This is a genomic window from Streptomyces lincolnensis (assembly GCF_001685355.1).
Lineage (GTDB): Bacteria > Actinomycetota > Actinomycetes > Streptomycetales > Streptomycetaceae > Streptomyces > Streptomyces lincolnensis.
Genome location: NZ_CP016438.1, coordinates 1,482,735 through 1,506,263 on the forward strand (window position 1 = coordinate 1,482,735; position 23,529 = coordinate 1,506,263).

Consider the following 23,529-nt stretch of genomic DNA (forward strand, 5'->3'; position numbering starts at 1 on the left):
CACAAGTATTGCTCCGTTGCGCGACAGATGCTTGTATACAAGCACTTCGCGACCAAGGAGCTCTGTGAGTCCCGTGAGCAAGATCGAACGTGCCGAGGTTCTCGTCGCCTCGCCCGGCCGCACCTTCGTCACCCTGCGCATCACCACCACCGACGGCGTCACCGGCCTCGGGGACGCCACGCTCAACGGCCGTGAGCTGGCCGTCGCGAGCTATCTGCGCGACCACGTGGTCCCGCTGCTGATCGGCCGGGACCCCGCCCGCATCGAGGACATGTGGCAGTACCTGTACAAGGGCGCCTACTGGCGGCGCGGCCCCGTCACCATGACCGCGATCGCCGCCGTCGACACCGCGCTGTGGGACATCAAGGGCAAGGTGGCCGGACTGCCCGTCTACCAGCTCCTCGGCGGCCGCTCCCGCGACGGCGTCCTGGTCTACTCCCACGCCAGCGGCACCGACGTGCCCTCCCTCCTGGACGACGTCGAGCGCTATCTGGAGCTGGGCTACAAGGCCGTACGGGCCCAGGCCGCCGTACCCGACGTCGGGGGCACCTACGGCGTGCGCAAGGGCAGGGTCTACGAACCCGCCGCGACGGAGCTGCCCGAGGAGCAGCCCTGGGACACCGAGGCGTATCTCGGTTTCGCACCCACCTATCTGGAGGCCGTGCGGGAGCGGTTCGGCTTCGGCTTCCATCTGCTGCACGACGTGCACCACCGGCTGACACCGATCGAGGCGGCCCGGTTCGGCAAGAGCGTCGAGGGCTGCCGGCTGTTCTGGATGGAGGACCCCACCCCGGCCGAGAACCAGGAGTCCTTCCGGCTGATCCGCGAGCACACCACCACGCCGATCGCGGTCGGCGAGGTCATGAACTCCATCTGGGACGTCCAGCACCTGATCACCGGACAGCTCATCGACTACGTCCGTACCACGGTCGTGCACGCCGGCGGCATCACCCACCTGCGCCGCATCTTCGACCTCGCCGCGCTCCACCAGGTGCGCACCGGCTCGCACGGGGCGACCGACCTCTCCCCCGTCAGCATGGCCGCCGCCGTGCACCTGGACATCGCCGTGCCCAACTTCGGCATCCAGGAGCACATGGGCCACCCGGAGGAGACCGCCGAGGTGTTCCGCACGGGGGTGACCTTCGCCGACGGCATGCTCCACCCCTCCGAGGAACCGGGCCTGGGTGTCGCGTACGACGACAAGGCGGCCGAGCGGTTCCCCTACCGGCGGCGCTATCTCCCCGTCGCGCGCCGCCTCGACGGCTCGGTGCACGACTGGTGAGCGCCGTGCTGAACCGTACGACGGTCTCCCGGCTGGCGCCCGGGCTGCGCCCCGCGGTCGATCCGGCCGAACTGCGCCCCCGTGTCGTCCACTTCGGCCTCGGCGCCTTCCACCGGGCCCACCAGGCGGTGTACACCGAGCGGGCCGCCGCCCTGACCGGTGAGCCCTGGGGCATCGTGGCGGTCGCGCCCCGTTCGGCGCAGACCGTACGCGCCCTGCGGGAGCAGGACTGTCTGTACTCGCTGACCGAGCGCCGCCCGGACGGCGACCGCTGCCGGGTCGTCGGCTCGGTCGTGGACGCGCTGGCCATGGGACCGGACGCCAAGGCCGTCGACGCCCTGCTCATGGACCCCGCGGTCACCGTCGTCACGCTGACCGTGACGGAGAAGGGCTATCAACGCTCCCCGGTGTCGGGCGGGTTGGACACCTCGGCCGTCGCAGCCGACCTCGCCGCCGATCCGGACGGTCCCCTCACCACGGTGATCGGGCGCCTGGCCGCCGGACTCGCCGCCCGGATGCGCGCGGGGGCGCCGCCGGTCAGCGTGGTGTCCTGCGACAACATGGCGGACAACGGCGGCGTGCTGCGCCGGGTCGTCGAGGATTTCGTCCGGGCGTCCAACTGGCCGGACCGGGCGCGGGTCCTGGAGCGGATGGCCGAGGCCGTCGCCTTCCCCGCCACGGTCGTGGACCGGATCGTGCCCGCCGTCGGGGAGGCCGACCGGACCGGCGCACTGGCCACTCTCGGGCTGCGCGACGCACTGCCGGTGACCGCCGAGCCCTACCGGCAGTGGGTACTGGAGGACTCCTTCGCCGCACCCCGGCCGCCCTGGGAGCACGACGGCGCCCTGTTCGTCCCGGACGTGACGCCGTATCAGCTCACCAAACTGCGGCTGCTCAACGGCTCCCACTCGGCACTGGCCTACGTCGGCACGGCGGCCGGTCTCACCACGATCGCCGAGACCATGGCGGCCCAGTGGGGCGAGCGCCTGGTGCGGGCGCTGTGCGCGGAGGTCGCGCCCACCCTCCCCGCGGGCGGCCCCGATCCCGCCGGGTACGCCGACGACCTCGTGGCGCGCTTCCGGAATCCCGCGATGCGGCATCTGCTGCGGCAGATCGGCTCCGACGGATCACTGAAGATCCAGGAGCGCTGGCTGCCCGCCCTGCGGGAGCTGCGGGCCCGCGGCGCCGGCACACCGGTGCTCGAACTTGCCCTGGCTGCATGGGCGTTGAGCACCGGTCCGGTGACGTCGGTGCGCGACCTGCTCTCCTCCGTGGGCGCGGCCGACCTGGCGGACGACGACGCCCTCGTCACCGCCGTCACGCAACGGCTGCCCGCCCTGCGTGCCGGACGCGTCGAGATCTGACTCCCCCGCTCTCCCCTCTCCGCCCCTCTCCTCCCCTGCTCCTACTTCTCTGTGAAAGAGCGTCACTTCACTCCCCGAACAACGGAGTTCCCGATGAAGGACAGCGTCATAGCCGCTCAGCAGACGCCCACCGCGCCACGCGGTACCCGCGATCTGGCCCGGGCCGCCGTCTCGGGCTGGCTCGGCACCGCCATGGAGTTCATGGACTTCCAGCTCTACTCGCTGGCCGCCGCGATCGTCTTCAACAAGATCTTCTTCCCGGACGTCAGCCCCGCCATCGGCCTGATCGCCGCGATGGCGACCTACGGCGTCGGATACGTCGCCCGGCTCGCGGGGGCCGTCTACTTCGGGCGGATGGGCGACCGGATCGGCCGCAAGAAGGTCCTCTACCTCACGATCCTGCTGATGGGTGCCTCCACCACCCTCATCGGCGCGCTGCCCACCTACGCCACCATCGGCATCCTCGCCCCGATCCTGCTGGTCGCGCTGCGACTCGTGCAGGGCTTCGGCGCGGGGGCCGAGATCGCCGGCGCGACGGTGCTGCTGGCCGAGTACGCCCCCGTCCGGCGGCGCGGGCTCGTCGCCTCGCTGGTGTCGCTGGGCACCAACTCCGGCACGCTCGCCGCCTCCGGTCTGTGGGCGATCCTGCTGGCCGTGCTCAGCGAGGACCAACTGATGTCCTGGGGCTGGCGGTTGCCGTTCCTGCTCAGCTTCGCGCTGATGTTCTTCGCGGTCTGGCTGCGGCGGGGGCTGAAGGAGAGCCCGGTGTTCGAGGAGCGCGCCGACGTGGTCGACGGGGTGGCGCTGGGCCGCGACGAGGTCGAGTCCGCGATCGCCACGGCCGACGAGCAGACCGGCAGTGTCCTGGCCGCCGGTATCCGGCAGCGCAAGGGCAGGTCGTTCTTCCTCGCGCTGGGGCTGCGGTTCGGCCAGGCCGGCAACTCCGGTCTGGTGCAGACGTTCCTCGTCGGCTACATCGCCACCAACCTGGCGGTCGGCCGGTCCGTCCCGACGGACGCGATCGTCTACGGCTCGCTGCTGGGCTTCGCCACCGTGCCGGTGGTCGGTCTGCTCGGTGACCGCTTCGGGCGCCGACCGGTCTACCTCGCGCTCACCCTGCTCACCGCGGTGCTCGCCTTCCCGGTGATGGTCCTGATCACCTCCGGTTCGACGCCGGGCGTGATGCTCGGCATGGTCCTGGGTCTGAACGTCGGTGTCCTCGGCCTGTTCTCGCTGGAGAGTGTCACGATGGCCGAACTCTTCGGCGCCCGCACCCGATTCACCCAGCTCGCGCTCGCCAAGGAGATCGGCGGCATCCTCGCCACCGCGATCGGCCCGGTCCTCGCGGCCACCCTCACCGCCGTGACCGGCAGTTGGTGGCCGATCGCGGCGATGCTCATCGTCTACTCCCTCATCACCTTCGTCAGCGCGCTGTTCGCGCCCGAGACCCGCGGACGGGATCTCGTCCGCCTGGAGGACGCCGTATGAAGACGGCCGAGGAACATGTGCGCCCCATCGCCCCGGCTTCCCCCATGAAGGCGGTCGTCGTGCACGGCGCCGGTGACGTGCGCGTCGACGAACGCGACCGGCCGGTGCCCGGGCCCGGCGAGGTGCTGCTCGCCCTGGAGTGGGGCGGGATCTGCGGATCCGACATCGCGTACTGGAAGAAGGGCGCGTCCGGCACCGCCGCGCTCACCCACCCGCTGGTGCTCGGGCACGAGGTCGCGGGCCGGATCGCCGCGCTCGGCGCCGGGGTGACCGGCCTCGACGTGGGGCGGCCGGTCACCGTGCACCCCGCCCGGCCGGTCGGCGACGGCGCCCTGCCCGAGCGGATCGCCGGACGCACCAACCTCCACCCCCGCGTCCGCTACTTCGGCTCCGCGGCCTTCGACCCGCACACCGACGGCGGGTTCAGCGAGTACCGGACGGTCCCCGCGGACCAGATCCGCCCGCTGCCTCAGGGCGTCGGCACCGAACAGGGCGCGCTCGCCGAGCCGTTGGCCGTCGCGCTGCACGCCGTGGGGCGGGTGCCGGACCTGCGCGGCCGTACGGTCCTGGTCAACGGCTGCGGTCCGATCGGCTCCCTCGTCGTGGCCGCCGCCCGGTATCGCGGTGCGGGCACGGTCCTCGCGGCCGACCTGGCACCCGCCTCCCTGAAGGTCGCCCGTGCCATGGGCGCCGACGAGATCCGGGACCTCACCGCGGGCGACACGCTGCCCGAGGACGTGGAGGTGGTCTTCGAGGCGTCCGGCGCCCCGGCCGCGCTGGGCCCGGTCCTGCGGTCCACGGCACGCGGCGGCACCCTCGTCCAGGTCGGCAACCTGCCCGGTACGGCCGCGCCGGCCGCCCTCGGGGACCTGGTGACCCGGGAGATCACCTGGATCGGCTCGTACCGCTTCGTCGACGAGATCGACGAGGCCCTGCGTGCCCTGCGGGACGGCCTGGACGTGACCCCGCTGATCACCCACCGCTTCCCGCTGGAACGGGCCGAGGAGGCCCTTGCGGTGGCCGCCGATCCGGGGAGCGGGAGCAGCAAGGTCATGCTGCGGCTGGCCGCCGGGGCGTGACCGCGCCACCGGACGCCCATCTTTTCGTACGCGCTCGCGCGTCTTTTCGTACGCGCTCACGCGCCCTCTGCCAGGAGAACCTCGTGGATCCCGTGCCCTCGCCGTCCCCGCCCCCTGCCGCCACCGGCCCGGTCCCGGTGGCCGACGTCGTGTGCGTCGGCGAGACGATGGCCGTGCTCAGTCCGCCGGACGCCCGTCCGCTGGGCGAGCAGAACACGCTCCGGATGGCCGTCGGCGGCGCCGAGTCCAACGTCGCCTGCGGACTGGCCGGCCTCGGGCACCGGGCGGCCTGGCTGAGCCGCGTGGGCGACGATCCGTTCGGCCGACGCATCATGGCCGATCTCGCCGCGCGGGGCGTGGACGTGAGCGCCGTGGAGACCGACCCGGAACATCCGACCGGGGTCTACTTCAAGGACCCCGGCCCCGACCGGACCCGTACCTACTACTACCGCGGCGGATCGGCCGCGACCCGGATGGGCCCGGAGCTGGCCCGGGACCCCGTCCTCCGGCAGGCCCGCATGGTCCACCTCTCGGGGGTCGCCGCGGCGCTCTCCGACAGCTGCGCACGGCTGCTCCGGACACTGCTCAGCGGTCCCGCCCGCAAGCCGGCGGTCTCCTTCGACGTGAACCACCGTCCCGCGCTGTGGCGCGGCGCCGACGCGGCGCGGAGTCTGCTGGTGCTCGCCCGCTGCGCCGACATCGTGTTCGTCGGACGGGACGAGGCCGAGACCCTCTGGGGCACCGCCTCCTGCGACGCCGTCGCGGACCTGCTGTCCCCCGCGCCCGTCGTGGTCGTCAAGGACGCCGAGCACGGGGCGACGTCGTACGCGAACGGCGTGCGGACGTTCGTCCCCTCCCTGCCGACCAAGGTCGTCGAACCGGTCGGTGCCGGGGACGCGTTCGCCGCCGGTTACCTGGCCGCCGTCCTGGAGAACCGCGACGAACGCTCCCGGCTGCGCCTCGGCCACCTGGCGGCCGCCGCCGCACTCCGCACCAGGGACGACGTCCCCGTCATGCCGCCCCGCGCCGAGACCGACCGCCGGCTCGCCCTGGACGACGACGCGTGGGCCGCGGCGGCACCGCGCTAGGTGTGCTGTTTCCGGCGGACAGGGCCGCACCCCGGGGCCATGATGGTGGGGTCAGGGACAGGCACTCGGCGCCTCCGGGACGAGCCGAAGGAGACCAGGTCATGACCATCCATCCGTCGCACCCCTCCCATCCCGCGCTCCCGGCGGCGCGGGGCATCCGTACGACGCCGGAAGGGCTCGCGTGGGAGCCCAGTGAGCGCTGGGTGCGCGGGGTCAAGGGCGAGGTCACCGTCGTCGACAGCCGGCATCCCGTACTCGTGTGGGAACCGGATGTGCCCGTGCCGCTGTACGCCTTCCCGCGCGAGGAGGTCCGCGAGGACCTGCTCCGGCCGGCCAAGAACCCGCCGACGGGCGCCCACACGGGATCGAGCGTCTTCTACGACCTCGACGTCGACGGGGCGGTCGTGGAGAACGCGGCCTGGACCTTCCCCGCCGAGGACCTGGCCGGGCACATCGCGTTCGAGTGGTTCCGGCACTGGCACAGCGGCCTCGACCATTGGTACGAGGAGGAGCAGGAGATCTTCATCCACCCCCGTGATCCGCACAAGCGGGTCGACGCCGTGCCCAGCAGCCGTCACGTCCAGGTCGAGGTCGGGGGCATGCTCGTCGCGGACACCCGCAAGCCGGTGCTGGTGTTCGAGACGAGCCTGCCGACGCGGTACTACATCCCCCGCGAGGACGTCCGCCTCGACCTGTTCGTGCCCACCGACCACAGCACCGGCTGCCCCTACAAGGGCACCGCCCGGTACTGGGCCTGGCGCGGCGAGGGGGACGTGCCGCGCAACATCCTGTGGAGCTATCCGGCTCCGCTGCCCCAGGTGGCCGCCGTGCAGGGGCTGCTCGCCTTCTACAACGAGGCCGTGGACATCACCGTGGACGGCGAGCGGTTGCCGCGGCCGGTCACGCCGTTCACCGAGTCCCTCAAAAAGAGCTGACAGACCGAGAGTGGAGGAGTTACGCTCCCCGGCGATGACTACTCCTTCTGGTTTCAGATCGGGGGTCCCATCCGCGCAAGGTGAGTGCTGATGCTCACTTCTGTCGCGAACGGGGACACCCGACTTCCCTCCTGGCGTCTTTCCTTCTGGCTGCGCGTGCGCGAGTTCGCCGTGCCGCCCTCGATGATCGAGACCGCCACCGCCCGCCGCCTCGCCGGGGACTGGGCAGGAGCCTGCGCCGCCGCCGGCATCGACGTCGATCTCGCCCCACGGGCCCTGGCACGTTCCCACGGCCATGAGCTCGCCGCCCAAGTCCGGGACGATCTACGGCACTTGGCTCCCGACCTGCTGCGCTGGCACATGCCGAGGATCGCCCCCGACGGCCTGCTGCGCCCGGGGCTGACGCTCTCGCTCGCCCGGTACGGCGTGCTGGGGCGCGGGAGGGGCGGCCCGGTGCATCTCGTGGCCCGGACCCCGCCCGCCTGGGCGGACGCGGGCCAGCGGATCAGCCTCGCGCTGTGGGACGGCTCCCGCTCCGAGGCCGACACCCGCCGGTATCCGCATCCCCGGCCCAACCGGCGGTTCCGTCTCGATCTGCACCGGCATCTGTGGGACGCGCGCAGGGCCCACGAGCTGCGGATCAGGGCCGGGACCGTCGCCGACGGTCCTCCCCCGGCCGACCCGGATTCGCTGCACGAGGTGCCCCAAGGGCTCCCCTGTGCCGTCGACCGGTGGGCGGCCGAGGCCCGGACACTGCTGCGCGCGGAAGGGCGGCCGAGTCACGCCGGTGCGGTACTGGTGCGGCTCGGGGGCCGGCACCGGCTGGTCCTGGAACTCCCGTCCGACGAGTCGCCCGGGATGCGGATCTCGGCGGGGCGCGGCGGTTCCTCGCTGCCCGTGCTGCCCGACGCGGCGACCTGGGTGCCGCCCGACCTGGATCTGCTGCGCAAGCGGGCGATCGACGCCGAGCGGCTGCATCCGCTGGTCGCCTCGGCCCTCGTACCGGGATGGTCACCGCCCGGCCCGTCGCGGGCGGCACCGGATCCGGCGAAGCAGCCACGGATCGTGGAGTGCCGGGGTTCCCGGCACCGCATCGGTCTGGTCGACGGGGTCCTGGTCCCGCTGGACCACGATCCGGCCGAGATCCGGCGCGAGGAACTCCTGGCCGAGCTGACCGGCACCCCGCTGCCCTGTCTGCGGGAGATCGACGAGGCCCACCGCCGGCCGGACTGCCTCACCGGGGTCCGCGAACGCCTGGACCACGGTGACATCGCCGGTGCCCTGGCCGTCGTGGAGGGGCTGTTGGGTCCGGAAGCGCTGCTGCGTGAGGGCGCGTTGCGGGACGAGCTGGAGGCGGCGGCCCAACGGCGGCTGACCTACGGGCTGTTCAGGGCGGGACTGATCGGGCACGGCCCGGATCGCCTCCCTACGGACGACCGGCGCCGTCCGCTGCGGCGCCGGTGGCGCCTCAACAGCCTGACGTTCTACTGACGTTGCCTGTCTTCCTAACTTCCTACTGACGTCGCCCTTCCTCCTACTGACGTCGCCTTCTTCCGGCGTGACCTTCCTCTGACCGGGGCCGATCCCCGTTTCCCTGTCTCCGCCGCGCCTTCACGCACCCCTCCACCCGGCACACTCCTGACCTCAAAGGTGATCACACATGGCCACATGCACCCCGTTCGCTCCCACCACCACCGAACCCGCCGCGCAACTCGACGTCGCCGGTGACCTGTTGGCCCTGCTGCGCGACGCCGGCACCGAACCGCGTGCCGACGTCCAGCTGGAGGCCCTGACCCTGGCCGTCGCCGCCGACCTGCCCGTCCTGCTGTGGGGCGAGCCCGGTATCGGCAAGACCGCGGCCCTCACCCAGCTCGCCGCGGCCCTGGATCTCCCGCTGACGACGGTGATCGCCAGCGTGCACGAACCGTCCGACTTCTCGGGGCTGCCGATCGTCGGCGACGACCCGGCGGCCCAGGGCGTCCCGATGGCACCCCCGGACTGGGCCGTACGCCTGGTACGGGCCGGCCGGGGACTGCTGTTCCTGGACGAACTGTCCACCGCGCCGCCCGCCGTGCAGGCGGCCCTGCTCCGGCTGGTGCTGGAGCGGCGGATCGGCGCCCTGCAACTGCCGCCCGGCGTAAGGATCGTGGCCGCCGCCAACCCGCGCTCCTCGGCCGCCGACGGCTGGGAGCTGAGCCCGCCGCTGGCCAACCGGTTCGTCCACCTCCAGTGGGCCCATGACCACGAGGTGGTGGTCCGCGGCCTGGGCGGCACCTGGCCCCGGGCGACACTGCCCCGGCTCGATCCGCGCAGGCTCCCTGAGGCCGTGGACTTCGCGCGCCGCGCGGTGTGCGGGCTCCTGTCCGCCCGGCCCACGCTCGTGCACCGGCTCCCCACCAACGAGACGCGCCGGGGCGGGCCCTGGCCGTCGCCGCGGAGCTGGGAGATGACCCTGCATCTGATCGCCTTCGCGACCGCGGCCGGATCCTCCCGGGAGGTGCTGTCCCTGCTGGTCCGGGGCACCGTAGGAGACGGTCCGGGGCTGGAGCTGCTGGCGAGCCTGGACCGGATGGACCTCCCCGATCCCGAAGACGTGCTCGCCGACCCGGCCGGTGCCGTCCTGCCCGAACGGGGCGATCTGCGCCAGGCCGTGCTCGACGGCGTGGTGGCCGCGGTCCGGGCCCGTCCCGACCGCTCCCGCTGGGACGCGGCCTGGTCCCTGCTCGTGCGGGCACTGGAGACCGGCGCCCCCGACCTGGTCGTCGTTCCGGCGACCACCCTCGCCTCCCTGCGCCAGGAGGACTGGGACGTGCCCGACACCATCGAGCGGCTCGCGGGCGTGGTCTCCCTGTCCCGGCGCGCGGACCAGGCAGCGGCCCGCACCACGGCCGCCGCCGCGAAGACCGGCCGGAGGAACGCCCGATGAGCGCGGACACGCGGGAGGACATGCCCGCGAACGCGGCCGCGCCGGAGTCCAGACAGTCGGCCGGGGACGCGCGCGGGTCCCTCCGGCCGCTGGATCTCGACAAGCTGTTCACGGCCCGGCTGCAAGCCGCCCGGGCCCGGCCGTACCTGGCGACGGCCCTGTTCGCGCTGCACATCGTCGAGTCACGGCAGGTGCCGACGATGTCCGTCGACCGGCACTGGCGGTGCTACGCCTCGCCGGCCTTCGTGGACCGGACGCCGGTGGAGGAACTGGCCGGCGTGTGGGTGCACGAGGTGTCGCACCTGCTGCGCGACCACCACGGCCGCAGCGACCGGCTCGCGCGGGAACAGGGGCTGACCGGTCCCGGGGAGCGGCTGCGGATGAACATCGCCGCGGACTGCGAGATCAACGACGACGTGTACGGCGACGGGCTGGCCGAACCCGAGGGCGTGGTCCGTCCGGACACCCTGCGCCTGCCCGAGGGGCAGCTCATGGAGGAGTACCTCAGCCGCTTCCGGCTCGGGCCGTGGATGCAGGACCTGGCCTGGCTGGACTGCGGCAGCGGCGCCGACGGGCTGGAGCGGGAGTGGGAGCTGGGCCCGGACGGCGCCCGCGGTCTCAGCGCCCAGGAGCGGGACGCGGTGCGGTTCCGGGTGGCCCAGGGCATCAGAGCCCGCCCCGGCAGGACTCCGGAGGGGTGGCGGCGGTGGGCCGAGGACGCCTTCCATCCGCCGCAGCCCTGGCGGGAGTTGCTGGGCGCGGCGGTCCGCTCGGCGGCCTCCGGTTCCGGCGCGGGCGAGGACTACACCTACGGCCGTCCCGCGCGCCGCTCGGCCGGCGTACCCGGGGTGGTGCTGCCGAGCCTGCGGCGCAGGCCGCCCCGGGTCTGCGTGGTCATCGACACCTCGGGGTCGGTCAGCGACGCCGAGCTGGGCAGCGCGCTCCTGGAGGTCGCCGCGATCTCGCAGGCCGTGGGCGGCCGCCGGGATCTCGTCACCGTGGTGCCGTGCGACGCGGCGGCCCGGATCGTGCACCCGCTCTGCCGTGGTGAGGGCATCCCGCTGATGGGCGGTGGGGGCACGGATCTGCGCACCGGCTTCGCCAAGGCGCTGCGGGCCCGGCCCCGCCCCGATGTCGTCGTGGTCCTGACCGACGGCCAGACGCCCTGGCCGGAGTCACGGCCGCCGTGCCGGACGGTGGTGGGGCTGTTCCCGCGGGGCTTGGCGAGCGGGGCGTACGACGAGAACGATCCCGACTACGTGCCGGACGCACCGCCCGAGTGGGCCCGCGTGGTCGAGATCGGGTCGGCCTCCCCCTCGCGGTGAGTGGCCTGGTCCTTGGCGACCACGCTGTGCAGATCCGGGCCCGGGACGTAGCCGGTGGCGACCCAGGGAGTGGCGGCGTCGGTGTCGGCGTCCAGGACGGGGGCGGTCCATCGCCCGCCGACGCGTCTGGCCGCGGCCACTTCCAGCGCGAACCTCCGCCGGAACTCCGGGTGCTCGGCGAACTCGGCCTGCACCACCTTCACGGCGACGGTGCGCCCGCCCTCGGAGCGCGCCAGGTACACGCGGCCCATGCCCCCCGCACCCAGACGTGCGAGCATCCGGTAAGGGCCTATGCGGGGCGGATCTTCAGTTGTCAACGCGTCCACCCGAGCCACCCTGGACCAGACGGTGCGGGGTGATTGTGGGGAGACGGAGGAGATCGCGAGCCCGCGCGACGGCCGGCCCGATGTCCGTGTGTGGGAGGAACGGCATGACCGAGGTCGATGTGCACCAGCACCTGTGGAGCCCCGAGTTGGTGGCGGCCCTGCGGTCCCGCCGCGAACCGCCGTACCTGGACGGCTGGACCCTGTTCCTGGACGGGGAGCCGCCGTACGAGATCGCTCCCGCCGACCACGACCCGGCGCGGCGGGCCGAGCTCGCCGCCGCCGACGGGCTCGGCCTGGCGCTCGTGTCGCTGTCGTCCCCGCTGGGCATCGAGTGGCTGCCCGGGGGCCGGGCGCGGCCTCTGCTCGACGCGTACCACGAGGGCGCCGCCGCGCTTCCGGAGCCGTTCGGGGCGTGGGCCGCCGCGTGTGTCAGGAACGTCGACGCACGCGCGACGGCCGCCGTGCTCGACCAGGGCTTCGTCGGGCTCCAGCTCCCGGCGAACGCCCTTGCCGACGCGGCCGGTTACGCGCGCTGCGCCCCGCTCCTCGATCTGCTGGAGGAGCGCGATCTGCCGCTGTTCGTGCACCCCGGTCCGGCGCCCGGTGGGTCCGAGGGCCCGGGCTGGTGGCCCGCGATGGTCCCCTACGTCCAGCAGATGCACGCCGCCTGGTTCGCGTTCCGTGTCTTCGGCAGGCCGCGCCATCCGCGGCTGCGGGTGTGTTTCGCGCTGCTGGCCGGGCTCGCCCCGCTGCACGGGGAGCGGTTCGCCGCCCGGGGCGACGGGGGCGAACCCGTGGTGGATCCTGAGGTGTTCGTCGAGACGTCGTCGTACGGTCCGCGTGCCGTCGAGGCGATCGTGCGCGAACTGGGCGCGGGAGCCGTGGTCCAGGGTTCGGACCGCCCGTACGCGCGGCCGCCGCGGCAGCCCGGCTTCGGTCTGGGCGAGGCCGCCGCGCACGCCTTGCGCGTCACCGGTCCGAGGCGGCTGCTCACCGGGAAGGGGTGAGCGCTCCTCGGGGTTCACCGGCACAGTGCGCCGGGGTCTCACCCCAGGAACTCGGACAATCCGGCGAGCAACCGGTCGACGTCCTCCGAGTTGTTGTAGGGCGCGAGTCCGATCCGCAGGCCACCGGTGTCGCCGAGGCCGAGCCGGCGCGAGGTCTCGATCGCGTAGAAGGTACCCGCCGGTGCCTGGATGCCCCGCTCGGCGAGGAAGCGGTAGGCGTCCGCCGTCGCCCGGTGCTCGAAGGTCATCAAAACGGTGGGCGTGCGGTCGGCGGCGTGGGAGTGGATCCTGATCCCGCGGAGTGCGGCCAGCCCCTTGTCGATCTGTGTGCGCAGCGTCTGCTCGTGCCCTTCGAGCGCGGCGAAGCCCGCGACGAGCCGCTGCCGTCGCGTCCCTTCGGCCGCCGTGTCGAGCCCGGCGAGGAAGTCCACCGCCGCCGTGCTTCCGGCGAGGAACTCATAGGGCAGTGTGCCCAGTTCGAACCGCTCGGGGACCACGTCGGTGGACGGCAGGAGCTTGTCCGGGCGCAGCGTCCGAAGCAGCTCCGGCCGCGCGGCGAGCACTCCGTGGTGCGGTCCGAGGAACTTGTACGGCGAGCAGACGAAGAAGTCGGCGCCGAGCCCTTCCAGGTCGACGAGCGTATGGGCGGCGTGGTGGACGCCGTCGACGTGGCTGAGCGCACCGGCCTCGCGGGCGAGTGCGCAGATCTCGGCGATCGGGGGCCGCGTGCCGATCAGGTTGGAGGCGGCGGTGACGGCGACCAGCCGTGTGCGGTCGGACAGCACGCCGCGGATGTCGTCGGCGGTCAACTCCCCGGTGGCGGGGTCGAAGTCGGCCCAGCGCACGGTGGCACCGGCCCGCTCGGCGGCCTGGACCCACGGGCGGATGTTGGCGTCGTGGTCGAGCCGGGTGACGACCACCTCGTCCCCGGGCGCCCAGTCCTTGGCGAGGGTGCGGGAGAAGTCGTAGGTGAGCTGGGTGGCGCTGCGGCCGAAGACGATCCCCTCCGGGCTCGCGCCCAGCAGGTCGGCGAGCGCCTGCCGGGCCCCGGTGACGATGGCCTCGGCGTTGCGCTCGCCGAGCGTCTCCCGGCCCCGGTTGGACAGCGGCTGTGCCAACGCGTCGGCGATGGCCCGGATGACGGGTTCGGGCGTCTGGGTGCCGCCGGGCCCGTCGAAGTGGGCGGTTCCGGCGCGCAGGGCCGGGAACCGGGAGCGGATGGCGGTGATGTCGTACGTCACGGAATCTCCTGTCGGCGTTCCTGCCAGGGCCTTCTCCATCGCACGTCAGCCTGCCACGGCCGTCTCCGTCGCACGTCAGCCTGCCACGGCCCACCGAGCAGGCGATCGTGCCGCCTCCGTGACGCCGCCCACGAGCCAGGAGCGCCCCTTTTCGGCCATCGTCCTGATGTGCACCTGCCCAACTGGGTTTCCGGGTGACACGCTGCCTTCCGGACCGCACGCACCACACCCCTGCCTGCCCGGGCGGATGACCCGACCGCCCGGCCCCCACCGCAGAAGGAGACCGCGTGATAGCCAGCTTCCGCAGAGTTCGCGCATCCGGCGGCACCCCCGTGCGCCGCACCGTTCTGGCCGCCCTCACCGGCGTCGCCGCCCTGCTGACCACCGCGGTCGTCGCCGCGCCGGCGAGCGCCGCAGGGACGGACCCGGGCGCGGTGACGCTCGCCGCGCAGGAGGACGCCCGTGACTTCTGGACGCCGGAGCGGATGCGCCAGGCCACTCCGCTCGACGTCCTGTCCCTCGACCGCGCCGAGGCGTCCGAGGTGCGGGCGTCCACCCCGCGCAAGGGCAAGGAGACCCTCGTCGCGCCCAGCGCGCCGGCCGCCGAGGCCGGGATCCTGGCGTTCCCCAGCGGTGGTGCTCCCTGGACCGGCGGCGGGGCCGTCGTCCAGACCGCGGGGCGGGTGTTCTTCACCTACGACGGCCGTACCGCCTCCTGCTCCGGCAACGCGGTCACCAGCGCCAACAAGAGCACGGTCATCACCGCCGGGCACTGCGTGAAGCTGGAGGGCGCCTGGCACACCGACTGGGTCTTCGTCCCCGGCTACCACGACGGCCAGGCCCCGCACGGCACATGGGCGGCCGCCAAGACCCTGTCCACCCCGCAGTGGACGGCCAGTGAGGACATCAACTACGACATCGGCGCGGCCGTCGTCGCCCCGCTGAACGGCAAGAACCTCACCGACGTCGTCGGCGGTCAGGGCCTGGCCTTCAACACCGGCTACAACAAGGCCATGTACGCCTTCGGCTTCCCCGCGGCCGCCCCCTACGACGGCCAGAAGTTCATCTACTGCAGCGGCACCACCTACCGCGACTTCCTGCTGTCCAGCGACCACGGCCTGACCTGCAACATGACCGGCGGCTCCAGCGGCGGCCCCTGGTTCACCCAGTTCAACGAGACCACCGGCACCGGCCTCCAGTCCTCGGTGAACAGCTTCAAGTACAACTTCCTGCCCAACGCCATGTACGGCCCGTACTTCGGCGCGGACGCCCAGAACCTGTACCAGTCGGCGCAGACGTCCTGAGCACCGCCTGACGCACCGACGCGTCCCACGGCCGCACCGGCCCGTGGGACGCGTCACTCCGACGGCATCCCGCCGCGCTTCAGCGTCCCGAGGACCATCGACACGTCCACCGAGACGACGTCACGCAGCCAGTCGGAGCCCGTGACGAAGTCGTGCAGCGCCCCCTCGTCCGGGAACGCGGTCAGTGCCAGCAGGTGCCGTTCGCCGGTGACGAAGCTGGCGTAGCGGACGTGGGTGGAGCGGGCGAGGGCCGTCGTCACGGATGCGACCGCGGCCGGGGCGGGGCGCACCCACAGCACGGCCTCCACCGGCAGGGCGAGGAGCGCCGGTTCGATGACGGCGCGGACGCGGACGCGTCCCTGCCGCCGCAGGGTGCCCAGACGGCGGCGGGCAGTGGCCTCGGACACGCCGCAGACGCGGGCGAGTTCGTCGTAGGTGCAGCGTCCGTCCTCGGCGAGGGCGTGCAGCAACAGCCGGTCGGCGCGGGTGAGTTCACGCGGGCCCTCGGGCGGTGGCATCACATCGGCCGAGGCGGGGACGGAGCCGCCGTCGGTGAGCGCCGAGATCTCCTCCTCGGTGAGCAGGCCCGCGTGCCACTCCCGGATCGTCCGCACATGGCGCAGCACCGGGAGGGTCGACGTCCGTACGACACCCGGCAGCCCCGGGAGCTCGTCCATGACGAGTCCCGGAAGACGGTCCCGGGGGCACTGGATCTCCGCGACGCAGTCCCAGTCTCCGGTCAGCACATGCGCGAACACGCAGTCGGGGCGGCGGGCCAGCGCGGTGGCGGCGACGCGGGCCTGGCCGGGCGTACAGCGCACGGCGACCACGGTGCTGCGTCCGCGCACGGCCATCGCGCCGATGCGGACGAGCCCGGACTCCAGCAGTCGGGTGCCCCGCCGGACGACGGTGCGTTCCGGTTCGCCGAGCGCGGTCGCGATGCGGTGCCAGGAGGCTCGGCCGTCGATCTGGAGTGCGCTGATGATGCGCCGGTCCAGCGAATCGGCCACCGGGCCGGTCTGCGGTGCGTCCATCGGCCTGAGCGTATGGCCGATTCCGTCATTTTCCCAGGGGTTCTTGTTCCCTTCCGTCAGCGTCCTCGACGCTGACACGGAGACGCCGCCCGCACGCGCCGCACGATCCATGACTCCCGTGACTTTCCGGCAGAGGAGATGGCCGACGTGACCGCGACTCCCGACAGTCCCCCTCGGCGGCAGACGGCCGCCCCCTTCCACGCCCCCGCCACGCGACGCGGTCGGCTGACGGTCCTCGGCCCCGGGCTGGTCCTGGCGGCCGCCAGCGTGGGCGCCGGCGACATGGTGACGTCCCTCGCGGGCGCCGCCGGGTACGGCATGGCCCTGATGTGGGCGATCCTCGTCGGCGTCGTGATGAAGTACGCACTCACCGAGGCGGTGGGCCGGCTGTACCTGGCCACCGGGCACACGGTGATCGCGAGCCTGCGGTCGGCGGGGCGCTGGCTGCCGTACGCCTTCTTCGTCTTCGTGCTGGTCATCGGGCTGCTGTACGGGGCCGCTCTCAGCTCGGTGGCCTCGCTGGCGCTGTCCACGCTGTTTCCCGCGCTGCCGCTCAGGCCGGTGGCCGTGGTGATCGCGCTGGTGTCGGCCGGGCTGGTGTACGTGGGCCGCTATGCGCTGTTCGAGCGGGTGATGAGCGGGTTCATGCTGGCCAAGTTCCTCGGCATGGTCGTGCTGGCGGTGGCCACGCTCGTCACCATGGACGACCCGTCGGCCGTCGTGACCTCGCTGCGGCCGCGGCTGCCCGAGGGCGACATGATCACCGTACTGGCGCTGGTCGGCGGGGTGGGCGGTACGGCCGGTGTCGCCTCGTACAGCTACTGGGTGCGGGAGAAGCGCTGGCAGCACCGCAGCTGGCTGCCCGTCATGCGCGCGGACGCGGGCGTGAGTTACGCCGTCACGTTCCTGTTCGTGGTGTGCACCTCGATCGTCGGCACAGGTCTGCTGTACGGCACCGGCCGCACGATCACCGGCAACGACGGGCTGGCCGCGCTGGCCGAACCGCTCGGCGCGGACCTGGGGTCGGTGGCGCGCGTGCTGTTCCTGGGCACGTTCTTCCTGGTGACGCTGAGCGCGCTGGTCGGCGGCTTCAACGCGCTGTGCTATCTGCTGTCCGACTCGCTGCGCACCCTGCGCGGTGTCCCGGACGCGGACGCCGAGCGGCACATGGGCCAACGCAGCCGTCCGTTCCGCGCGTTCGTGCTGTACTGCGCGGTCACGTCCGTGGCGGTCACCTTCATGGGACGCCCGGTCCGTCTGGTGCTCACCTACGCCGCCGTCGGCTCACTGATCCTGCCGCTGCTGTCCGGGGCGCTGCTCGTGCTCCTCAACCGGCGGGGCGTCGAGAAGCCGTACCGCAACAAGCTGTTGTCGAACGTGCTGCTGTCGGGCTCCTTCGTCCTGTTCGGAGTGCTGGCCGTCGTGCAGCTCAAGGAAACCCTGGGAGGACTGTGAACCCCGCCGAGCTGTGCTTCCGCACCGCCACCGACCTCGCCGCCGCCGTGCGGCGCCGCGAGATCTCCGCCCGCGAGGTGGTCACCGCCCACCTCGAACAGATCGAGCGGGCCAACGCGTCGGTGAACGCGATCGTCACCCTCGTCGCCGACCAGGCGCTGGAGGAAGCCGCCGCGGCGGACGAGCGGCTGGCGTCGGGAGCGGAACCAGGTCCTCTGCACGGGCTGCCCGTCGCGCACAAGGACCTCCACGACACCGCGGGCATCCGCACGACATACGGCTCACCCCTGTTCGCCGACCACGTACCGGGCCGGGACCATCTGGTCGTCGAGCGCCTCAAGTCGGCCGGGGCGATCACGATCGGCAAGACCAACGTGCCCGAACTCGGCATGGGTTCGCACACCGTCAACCCCGTCTTCGGCGCCACCCGCAACCCCTACGACCTCTCCCGCAGCGCGGGCGGCAGCAGCGGCGGCGCGGGAGCCGCCCTCGCCTGCGGCATGCAGCCGATCGCCGACGGCAGCGACACCGGCGGGTCACTGCGCAACCCGGCGTCCTTCAACAACGTCGTCGGGCTGCGCCCCTCCCCCGGCCGGGTCCCGTCCTGGCCCGACAAGGCGCCGTGGGGACAGCTGTCGGTCAAGGGCCCCATGGCCCGCACGGTCGCCGATGTCGCCCTGACCCTGTCCGTGCTGGCCGGCCCCGATCCGCGCAGCCCGCTCGCCCTGGAGACGCCGGGTTCCGCCTTCACCGGGGGCCTGGACAGCGACGTCCGGGGTCTGAGGGTCGCCTGGTCGCCCGACCTGGGCGGGGGCGTGCCGGTCGACCCCGAGGTGCGGGACGTGGTGCGCGGCGCGGTGGAGGTGTTCGCCGAGCTGGGCTGCGAGGTCGAGGAGGCCTGCCCCGATCTGTCCGGCGCCGACGAGGCGTTCCTGATCCAGCGCGCCTGGCAGATGGAGCTGGCCTACGGGCCCCTGCTCGACGAGCACCGGCAGCACATGTCCCCCGACGTGGTCTGGAACATCGAGGAGGGCCGCAAGCTCACCGGCCCCGACCTGGGCCGCGCCCAGCTCCTCCAGGCCCAACTCTTCCACCGTGTACGGGAGTTCTTCCGGACGTACGACCTTCTGCTGCTGCCGGTGAACCAGGTCGCGCCCTTCGACGTCGAACTCGCCCATCCCGCTTCCGTGGACGGCATCCGCATGGAGACCTATCTGGACTGGATGCGCTCGGCCTACCTGATCACGATGACCGGCTGCCCGGCGCTGTCGGTCCCGGCCGGCTTCACCCCGGCGGGGCTGCCGGTCGGGGTCCAGGTGGTGGGGCCGCACCGGCGGGACCTGTCGGTCCTGCGGGCCGGGTACGCCTTCGAGCAGGCGACGCTCGTCGGGGAGCGCAGGCCCGCCGTGGCGCTGGCGGACGGGGTCCGTCCGTGAGCCCGCGCAGCGCCGTCGTGGTCGGCGCGGGCATGGCGGGGCTGGCGACGGCCTGGTTCCTCCAGGAGGCGGGTGTCGAGGTCACCGTGGTCGACCGCGAGGGCGTGGCGGCCGGGGCCTCGTGGGGCAACGCGGGCTGGCTGTCCCCCGCCCTGACCGTCCCGCTCCCCGAACCGGCCGCCCTGAAGCTGGGCGCGCACACCCTGTTCTCCCCCGCGTCCCCGCTCTACATCCCCCCGCGCGCGGATCTCCGGCTGGCCCGCTTCCTGCTGGCGTTCACCCGCAACTGCACCCACCGGCACTGGCGGGTGGCCATGTCCGCGCTCGCCGCGCTCAACCGCGGGGCGCTCTCGGCGTACGACGAACTGGCCGAGGGCGGGATCACCGAGCCGACCCGTGCGGGCGACCCGTGCCTGCTCGCCTTCACCTCCCCGGCCGGCCGGGCCGCGCTCGTCGCGGAACTGGACGCGGTGCGCGCGGCGGGCCAGGACGTCGCCTACGACCTGCTCACCGGGGCCGAGGCACGCGAGCAGGAGCCGGCGCTCTCGGCCCGCGTCGACGCGGCCGTCCTCCTGCACGGCCAGCGGCACCTGAATCCCGGGGCGTACGTCGCGGCGCTGGCCGACGCGGTCCGCGACCGGGGCGGCAAGGTCCTCACGGGCCTGGAGGTCTCCCGGGTACGGGATCTGGGCCCGGACGTCGTCGTCCTGGGCTCCGACGGCACCTCTCTGCGGGCCGACACGGCCGTCCTGGCCCCGGGTGCCTGGCTCGACCGGCTCGCGGCGCCCTTCGGCGTGCGGACCCCGGTGCAGTCCGGCCGCGGCTACAGCTTCAGCCTGCCGCCGGAGGGGCTGCCCGGCCGGCCCACGTACTTCGCCGAGCAGCGGGTGGTCTGCTCGCCGCTCGGGGACCGGGTGCGGGTGGCGGGCATGATGGAGTTCACGGCGCCCGACCGGCCCGCCGATCCCCGTCGCATCGAGGCGATCGTCGCCGCGGCCCGTGGCCTACTCCCGGCGGCCGACTTCGACCGCCGTACCGACGTCTGGGCCGGCCCGCGTCCGTGCACCGCCGACGGCCTGCCCCTGGTCGGCCCGACCCGCTCGCCCCGCGTCCACGTCTGCGGCGGCCACGGTATGTGGGGCATCGCCCTGGGGCCCCTGAGCGGCAAGCTCCTGGCGGAGTCGATCGTGACCGGCCGCCCGGCCCCCGAACTGACGGCGCTGCATCCCCTGCGGTGAGCAGCCCGACGGGAGAGTGAGAAACCCGACGGAGGGCCGCCCAACCGGGCGCCGGGCAGGGGCAGTTGGGGCAGATGATTCACATGAGCCGCTCTCCGGGGCATAACGTGGGCTTCCACGACTGGTGTTCGACGGTTTCGGGGTTCTCCCCCTACGTACACGCAGGAGCGTCCATGACTGATGAGGCAGCCGACTCCACGCAGGAGGCGTTCGCCAAGATCGACACCTCGGTGCCGCAGTCGGCCCGGATCTGGAACTACTGGCTGGGAGGGAAGGACAACTACGAGGTCGACCGGGTGGCCGGCGACGCCTTCCGCGAAATCTTCCCCGGCATCGAGACCGGAGCCCGTGCCGCCCGGTACTTCCTCGCCCGCGCGGTCCGTCACCTGGCCGCCGAGGAGGGCATCCGGCAGTTCCTGGACATCGGCACCGGGCTGCCCAACGTCGACAACACCCACCAGATCGCCCAGCGGGTGGCCCCGGACAGCCGGATCGTCTACGTCGACAACGACCCGTTGGTGCTGGCCCACGCCCGCGCGCTGCTCACCAGCACACCGGAAGGCGTCACCAACTACGTCGACGCCGACCTGCGCGACCCGGGCACCATCCTGCGGGAGGCCGCGAGGACGCTGGACTTCGACCGCCCCGTCGCCCTCATGCTGATGGGCATCCTCGGCCACATCGAGGACGACGACGAGGCGTCCTCCATCGTGCGGCAGCTCGTGGCCGGCCTGCCCCCCGGCAGCTTCCTCGTGCAGTACGACAGCACGAACACCAGCGAGGCCTACGTCACGGCCATCCATCAGTACAACGAGGGCGGTTCGATCCCGTACATCCTGCGCAGCCCCGAGCAGATCGCCCGCTTCTTCGACGGGCTGGAACTGCTCGAACCGGGCGTGACGTCGTGCTCGCGCTGGCGTCCCGACACCGCGGCCCTGGACCTGCCCGCGGAGGTGCACCAGTACGGCGGTGTGGCCCTCAAGCGCTGAGCACGGCCGCCCGGACCGCTCGGCCCGGGGGTCAGGTCTCCTGGAGGATGCGGTGGAGGATCGTCGGGGTCTCGTCCGGTGACTCGGCCTCGACGACCAGTCGGTTCATGACGTCCCAGTAGCACTCGATCTCGGCCGGCCGGTCGGGATAGAGAGCGGTGGTGAGTTGTTCGAGGTAGACCACGTCGGGCAACTCGCCGCCGGGCAGCCGCAGGATGGTGACCGGACCGGCCTCGCCCGCGTGGGCGCCGGCGTGGAACGGCAGGACCTGGACGGAGACCTGCGGGAGCCGGCAGCACTCGATCAGATGCCTGAGCTGGTCGCGCATGACGCCGGTGCCGCCCACCGGCCGACGCAGCGCCGCCTCGTCGATCACCGCCCAGAGCCGGGTCGGTGACGGCCGGTCCAGGATCCGCCGGCGTGTCGTGCGCAGGGTGACCCGCCGGTCGATCTCCCGCGCGGAGGCGTCCGGGTGGGCGAGCCGGATGGAGGCGCGCGCGTAGTCGGAGGTCTGGAGCAGGGCGGGGACGCGCTGCACCTCGAAGCAGCGGATGAGGCTCGCCGCCTGTTCGGCCCCGAGGTAGGTCTGCATCCAGGCGGGCACCACGTCGTTGTAGTACTGCCACCAGGCAGGGGTGTTGGCCTGGTCCACCAGCGCCATCAGGGTGGCGCGTTCGGCGTCGTCGGTGACTCCGTAGAGGGTGAGCAGATCGGCCACGTCACGCGGTTTGAACCGGTGGCGGCCCGCCTCCATGCGGCTGATCTTGGACCGGGAGGCCCGGATGACCTGCCCCGCGGCCGTTCGGGAGACATCCCGTTCCTCCCGCAGTCTGCGCAACCGGGCCCCCAGGACCAGGCGCGGCACCGTGGGACCGGCCGACCGGCCGTCCAGGGCGTCGTTGAGGAAGGGTGTACGTGCGGCCTCTTTGGTGCCCATGGGCCTTCTTTCCGCGACGAACGCAACGCTGTACACATACAAGCACGGTGACCGGACATCCTAGAAGCTGTCCTGTACATGATCTTGATGCGTGGAGGTGATGGAGGCGAGCAGCGCCAGTCTGTCGGCGCTGTCGGTGCCGGGATCCGGGTGGTGGACGACCAGCGTCCGGCCCGCCGTGCCGCCGATGCCGAGCCGCTCCCTGTTCAGCCGGAGGCGACCGACCTGCGGATGGTCGAGGTACTTGGCCGCGCCTTCGCACGCCTCCACGTCGTGGCGGGCCCAGAGCCGGCTGAAGTGGGGGCTGGCCAGGGAGAGTTCGCCGACGAGTTCGATGAACCGGGGGTCGTCGGTGTCGGTACCGACGGACTGGCGGAAGCCGGCGACCATGCCTCCGGCGGCTTTCGCCCAGTCCGGGTGGAGTGCCTGCTCGGCGGGGTCGAGGAACATGTCCCGCAGGCGGTTGGCTCCCGGCGCGAGGCGCGGTGACAGGGCGGTCGCCAGGGCGTTGGCGGCGAGCACGTCGAAGTAGCGGCCCTCGACGATCGCCGGCAGCGGGAGGGCGGCGACGAGCTTGGCGATGCCCTCGGGCACGGTCTCCTTCCGGCGCCGGGGCCCGGCGCGGCGCCGACGGGAGGTGTCGGTGCCGAGGCGCACCAGGTGAGCCGTCGCGTCGCCGTCGAGTCGGAGCGCGCGGGCGAGGGATTCCAGGACCTGCACGGAGGGGTTGCGGTCGCGGCCCTGCTCCAGGCGCAGGTAGTAGTCGGCGCTGATGCCGGCGAGCATCGCGACCTCCTCCCGGCGCAGGCCCGGTACCCGCCTCGTCCCCACCGCCGGTATGCCGGCCTGCTCCGGAGTGACGAGTTCACGGCGGGCGCGCACGTAATCGCCCAGCGGGTTCGGTTCGCCGGTCATCGCTCCACCGTAGTGCGCGCGACCGACCGCGTGCCTGGTCCTGCCACCCCCAGGATCACGGGGGCCCTGGCTCGGCCGGGGTGCGCACGACGAGCCTGGTCGACGACCCGCCGAGCGGACGCCGGACCGCTCACCGACCGTCGAGGCCGGACACGGTGGA

At 72.9% G+C, this 23,529-nt stretch carries 19 protein-coding genes and 1 pseudogene; 15 read left to right on the forward strand and 5 right to left on the reverse strand.

Going from position 1 to position 23,529, the window contains the following annotated elements; translation table 11 throughout:
- The first annotated feature begins 73 nt into the window (after positions 1 to 73).
- The 9 genes from manD (at position 74) to SLINC_RS06620 (ending at position 11,487) form a co-directional block, all read left to right on the forward strand.
- Positions 74 to 1,282 carry a D-mannonate dehydratase ManD gene (manD, locus tag SLINC_RS06580; protein ID WP_067427857.1) on the forward strand — a complete coding sequence of 403 codons (1,209 nt, stop codon included), beginning with the start codon at positions 74 to 76 and terminating at the stop codon, positions 1,280 to 1,282.
- Positions 1,279 to 2,646 carry a mannitol dehydrogenase family protein gene (locus tag SLINC_RS06585; RefSeq protein ID WP_225988266.1) on the forward strand — a complete coding sequence of 456 codons (1,368 nt, stop codon included), beginning with the start codon at positions 1,279 to 1,281 and terminating at the stop codon, positions 2,644 to 2,646. The genes manD and SLINC_RS06585 overlap by 4 nt, the downstream gene beginning before the upstream one ends.
- A 93-nt stretch (positions 2,647 to 2,739) precedes the next feature.
- Positions 2,740 to 4,134 (forward strand): MFS transporter, encoded by a 1,395-nt coding sequence (locus SLINC_RS06590; RefSeq protein WP_067427859.1) that lies wholly within the window; start codon positions 2,740 to 2,742, stop codon positions 4,132 to 4,134.
- Positions 4,131 to 5,213 carry an L-idonate 5-dehydrogenase gene (locus SLINC_RS06595; protein ID WP_225988267.1) on the forward strand — a complete coding sequence of 361 codons (1,083 nt, stop codon included), beginning with the start codon at positions 4,131 to 4,133 and terminating at the stop codon, positions 5,211 to 5,213. Before SLINC_RS06590 ends, SLINC_RS06595 begins: the two co-directional genes overlap by 4 nt.
- Before the next feature lie 83 nt (positions 5,214 to 5,296).
- On the forward strand, positions 5,297 to 6,301 hold the full coding sequence (locus SLINC_RS06600) for a sugar kinase (RefSeq protein ID WP_225988268.1): 1,005 nt from the start codon (positions 5,297 to 5,299) through the stop codon (positions 6,299 to 6,301).
- Positions 6,302 to 6,402: 101 nt separating this feature from the next.
- The gene (locus SLINC_RS06605; protein WP_067427860.1) at positions 6,403 to 7,236 is read left to right on the forward strand and encodes a DUF427 domain-containing protein; all 834 of its coding nucleotides are present in this window, start codon (positions 6,403 to 6,405) and stop codon (positions 7,234 to 7,236) included.
- A 90-nt stretch (positions 7,237 to 7,326) separates the two neighbouring features.
- Positions 7,327 to 8,727 carry a hypothetical protein gene (locus SLINC_RS06610; protein ID WP_067427862.1) on the forward strand — a complete coding sequence of 467 codons (1,401 nt, stop codon included), beginning with the start codon at positions 7,327 to 7,329 and terminating at the stop codon, positions 8,725 to 8,727.
- A 169-nt stretch (positions 8,728 to 8,896) separates the two neighbouring features.
- Positions 8,897 to 10,162 carry an AAA family ATPase gene (locus SLINC_RS06615; RefSeq protein ID WP_067427864.1) on the forward strand — a complete coding sequence of 422 codons (1,266 nt, stop codon included), beginning with the start codon at positions 8,897 to 8,899 and terminating at the stop codon, positions 10,160 to 10,162.
- 20 nt (positions 10,163 to 10,182) lie between these two features.
- Positions 10,183 to 11,487 carry a vWA domain-containing protein gene (locus SLINC_RS06620; RefSeq protein WP_067445106.1) on the forward strand — a complete coding sequence of 435 codons (1,305 nt, stop codon included), beginning with the start codon at positions 10,183 to 10,185 and terminating at the stop codon, positions 11,485 to 11,487.
- On the opposite strand, the pseudogene SLINC_RS06625 reads toward SLINC_RS06620, so the two are convergent.
- A pseudogene (locus tag SLINC_RS06625) lies at positions 11,439 to 11,813 on the reverse strand (protein kinase family protein); the annotation flags it as partial. The gene SLINC_RS06620 and the pseudogene SLINC_RS06625 overlap by 49 nt on opposite strands.
- Positions 11,814 to 11,917: 104 nt before the next feature.
- On the opposite strand from SLINC_RS06625, the gene SLINC_RS06630 reads away from it, so the two are divergent.
- Positions 11,918 to 12,820, forward strand: coding sequence for an amidohydrolase family protein (locus tag SLINC_RS06630; RefSeq protein WP_067427868.1), 903 nt, complete (start codon positions 11,918 to 11,920; stop codon positions 12,818 to 12,820).
- A 38-nt stretch (positions 12,821 to 12,858) separates the two neighbouring features.
- Here the strand turns inward: SLINC_RS06630 and SLINC_RS06635 are convergent, their stop codons facing one another.
- Entirely contained in the window at positions 12,859 to 14,061 is a 1,203-nt protein-coding gene (locus tag SLINC_RS06635; protein WP_067427870.1) for a cysteine desulfurase-like protein, read from the reverse strand.
- A gap of 287 nt (positions 14,062 to 14,348) precedes the next feature.
- On the opposite strand from SLINC_RS06635, the gene SLINC_RS06640 reads away from it, so the two are divergent.
- Positions 14,349 to 15,365, forward strand: a complete 1,017-nt coding sequence (locus SLINC_RS06640; RefSeq protein WP_225988269.1) for a trypsin-like serine peptidase — start codon at positions 14,349 to 14,351, stop codon at positions 15,363 to 15,365.
- Between the two features lie 53 nt (positions 15,366 to 15,418).
- On the opposite strand, the gene SLINC_RS06645 is transcribed toward SLINC_RS06640, so the two are convergent.
- Complete coding sequence (locus tag SLINC_RS06645; RefSeq protein WP_067427871.1) at positions 15,419 to 16,399, reverse strand: Lrp/AsnC family transcriptional regulator; 981 nt, start codon at positions 16,397 to 16,399, stop codon at positions 15,419 to 15,421.
- Between the two features lie 138 nt (positions 16,400 to 16,537).
- Between SLINC_RS06645 and SLINC_RS06650 the strand changes: the two genes are divergently transcribed.
- The 4 genes from SLINC_RS06650 (at position 16,538) to SLINC_RS06665 (ending at position 21,517) form a co-directional block, all read left to right on the forward strand.
- Positions 16,538 to 17,854 carry an Nramp family divalent metal transporter gene (locus SLINC_RS06650; protein WP_067427878.1) on the forward strand — a complete coding sequence of 439 codons (1,317 nt, stop codon included), beginning with the start codon at positions 16,538 to 16,540 and terminating at the stop codon, positions 17,852 to 17,854.
- Positions 17,851 to 19,290, forward strand: a complete 1,440-nt coding sequence (locus SLINC_RS06655) for an amidase (RefSeq protein WP_067427880.1) — start codon at positions 17,851 to 17,853, stop codon at positions 19,288 to 19,290. Before SLINC_RS06650 ends, SLINC_RS06655 begins: the two co-directional genes overlap by 4 nt.
- The gene (locus tag SLINC_RS06660; RefSeq protein ID WP_067427881.1) at positions 19,287 to 20,528 is read left to right on the forward strand and encodes an NAD(P)/FAD-dependent oxidoreductase; all 1,242 of its coding nucleotides are present in this window, start codon (positions 19,287 to 19,289) and stop codon (positions 20,526 to 20,528) included. Before SLINC_RS06655 ends, SLINC_RS06660 begins: the two co-directional genes overlap by 4 nt.
- Before the next feature lie 173 nt (positions 20,529 to 20,701).
- The gene (locus SLINC_RS06665; RefSeq protein WP_067427882.1) at positions 20,702 to 21,517 is read left to right on the forward strand and encodes an SAM-dependent methyltransferase; all 816 of its coding nucleotides are present in this window, start codon (positions 20,702 to 20,704) and stop codon (positions 21,515 to 21,517) included.
- Positions 21,518 to 21,548: 31 nt separating this feature from the next.
- On the opposite strand, the gene SLINC_RS06670 is transcribed toward SLINC_RS06665, so the two are convergent.
- Entirely contained in the window at positions 21,549 to 22,454 is a 906-nt protein-coding gene (locus SLINC_RS06670; RefSeq protein WP_067427883.1) for a helix-turn-helix domain-containing protein, read from the reverse strand.
- A gap of 60 nt (positions 22,455 to 22,514) precedes the next feature.
- Positions 22,515 to 23,369, reverse strand: coding sequence for a helix-turn-helix domain-containing protein (locus SLINC_RS06675; RefSeq protein WP_067427885.1), 855 nt, complete (start codon positions 23,367 to 23,369; stop codon positions 22,515 to 22,517).
- Positions 23,370 to 23,529: the final 160 nt, after the last annotated feature.